At 69.5% G+C, this 2267-nt stretch carries 1 protein-coding gene; it reads left to right on the top strand.

The genetic code is table 11. The features are described from left to right. Positions 1-335: 335 nt before the first annotated feature. On the top strand, positions 336-2267 hold a 1932-nt coding region (locus tag VA603_RS10410; RefSeq protein WP_323438772.1), incomplete at its 3' end, for a primosomal protein N'.

The following is a 2267-nucleotide window of genomic DNA, read 5'->3' as shown; positions in this document are numbered from 1 at the left end:
GCCGCAACTTGTGCACAGCGTCAAGACGCGGTAACAGTCGCCGTGTCCAGCGCTCGCCGCGCTTGCATTTCGTTTTTGTTTCACGGCTAACCCATTGATTTTCATTGAATAAGCAATGTGGCGATTTTTTGTCCAAGTTGACCCTGAGGCTTGAACCATCGCCCAAAGCGCGTGGAGCACAACGCTCACCCACAGAGTTATCCACAGCAAATGTGGATAAGCCGAAATCCTCAATCGGGGCGAGCGTTTACATGCCATTTATGGATCCGCGCACAGCAAACCGACGCAAGTGAACGGCCGCGGCGCGATGGCCTGCTGCGGCTACACTTCCCGGCATGCCTGCCTGCCCCACCCTGCGCATCGCCCTGCCGGTGCCGTTGCCGCATCTGTTCGACTACCTTCCGCCCGATGGCAGCCCCGCTCCCGTGGAGGGCGACATCGGCCGGCGGCTGCGCGTACCGTTCGGGCCGCGCGAACTGGTGGGGGTGGTCGAGGGCATCGGCCAGGTGGACGACCCGGCACCGCTGCGGGCCGCACTGGAATGGCTCGACCCCACCCCGCTGCTGGCCGGCGAGCTGGCGGCCTCGCTGCTGTGGCTGGCCCGCTACACCCACGCGCCGCTGGGTGAAGTGATCGCTACCGCGCTGCCGGCGCCGCTGCGCCGCGGCGAACCGCTGCCCGATACCCATGGCTGGGCGTGGCAGCTGACCGAGGCCGGGCGCACCGGGCTGTCCCGCCTGCGCGCCGGCACCCGCCCGCAGCGCCTGGCCCAGGTGCTGCAGGACGGCGCGGTCAACGAGGACCGCTTGGACGACCTGCTCGAGGACTGGCGCAGCGCCGCCCGCGCGCTGGCAAAGCGTGACTTCGCCCATCGCATCGAGGTGCCGGCGCAGGTGCCGGTGCCGCACCTGCATCCCGGGCCGGTCCCGAACCCGCAGCAGCAACTGGCCATCGATGCCATCGCCGCGGCGCCCGGCTTCCAGCCGTTCCTGCTCGACGGCGTCACTGGCAGCGGCAAGACCGAGGTCTACCTGCAGGCGATCAGCCGCTGCCTGGAACAGGGACGGCAGGCGCTGGTGCTGGTGCCGGAAATCGGCCTGACCCCGCAGATGCTGGCGCGCTTCCGCACCCGCCTGGGCATCCCGGTGCACGCGTTGCATTCGGGCCTGAACGACAACGAGCGTGCGCGGGTCTGGGCGGCAGCGTCACGCGGCGAGGCCCGGGTGATCGTCGGCACGCGCTCTGCGGTGTTCATCCCGCTGCCGCAGCCGGGGCTGATCGTCGTCGACGAAGAGCACGACGGCAGCTACAAGCAGCAGGACGGCATCCGCTACCACGCGCGTGACTTCGCGCTGGTGCGCGGCAAGGCGTTGGACGTGCCGGTGGTGCTGGGCAGCGCCACGCCGTCGCTGGAATCGCTGCACAACGCACGCAGCGGGCGCTACACGCACCTGCGCCTGAAACAGCGCGCCGGCGACGCCAAGCCACCGGGCGTGCGCATCTACGACGTGCGCAAGCGGCCACTGCAGGATGGCCTCTCGCCCGAAGTGCTGGCCGGCATCGGCCAGCACCTGCAGGCCGGCAACCAGGTGCTGGTGTTCAAGAACCGTCGCGGCTACGCACCGGTGCTGCTCTGCCATGACTGTGGCTGGACCGCGCCCTGCAAGCGCTGCAGCACGCCCCTGCACAGCACGCCGATGACCGTGCACGGCGCGGGCCGACGGCTGCAGTGCCACCACTGCGGCGCGCGCCAACCGGTGCCGCTGGCCTGCCCGGACTGCGGCAGCCTGGCCCTGCAGCCGCAGGGCATCGGCACCGAGCGGCTGGAAGAACGCCTGCTGCAGCTGTTCCCCGAGTACCCGGTGCTGCGCATCGACCGCGGTACCACCGCGCGACGCGACGCACTGGAACAGACCCTGGCCACGCTGGGCGAGCAACCCGGCATCCTGGTCGGCACGCAGATCCTGGCCAAGGGCCACGACCTGCCCAAGCTGACCCTGGTGGTGGTGGTGGGCATCGATGAAGGCTTGTTCTCGGCCGACTTCCGCGCCAGCGAGAAACTGGCCCAGCAGTTGATCCAGGTCGCCGGCCGCGCCGGCCGCGCGGACCGTCCGGGCGAAGTCTGGCTACAGACCCACCACCCGGACAATGCGCTGCTGCACACATTGGTCAACGGTGGCTACCACGCCTTCGCCGAGGCCGAGCTGGTGCAACGCGAGGCCGCGGGCTTTCCACCGTTCGCGCACCTGGCATTGCTGCGCGCCGAG

It is taken from the genome of Stenotrophomonas capsici, assembly GCF_034961085.1.
Lineage (GTDB): Bacteria > Pseudomonadota > Gammaproteobacteria > Xanthomonadales > Xanthomonadaceae > Stenotrophomonas > Stenotrophomonas capsici.
Note: the sequence above shows the minus strand (reverse complement) of the source record. Positions and strands in the feature narration are given on the sequence as shown.